The sequence below is a fragment of the Priestia sp. SIMBA_032 genome, from assembly GCF_046535215.1.
Taxonomy (GTDB): Bacteria; Bacillota; Bacilli; order Bacillales; family Bacillaceae_H; genus Priestia; species Priestia aryabhattai.
Window position 1 is genome coordinate 1 of sequence record NZ_JAWRXD010001596.1, and the last position, 235, is coordinate 235.

The window sequence follows — 235 nt, forward strand, 5'->3', positions numbered from 1 at the left end:
TTCGCGACACAACTGCTCAAGACCCCTGCGACATTGGTCGCATACCATGCAGCTATCGACCATACAACCGACTGCGACATGGTCACCAACCTTGTAGCGCTTCACTTGCGGAGCGACGTCGATTACACGCCCCACAATCTCGTGACCCGGCACAAGCGGATAGTTAGACCAACCCCAGTCATTTCGCGCCTGATGCAGATCGGAGTGACAGACCCCGCAGTAAAGAATCTCTATT

Annotated in this window: 1 protein-coding gene; it reads right to left on the reverse strand. The window is 54.5% G+C overall.

The annotated features are described in order from the left end of the window. The coding region (locus tag SB717_RS39685) for an alcohol dehydrogenase catalytic domain-containing protein (RefSeq protein ID WP_410908843.1) at positions 1 to 235 on the reverse strand (235 nt) is incomplete at both ends.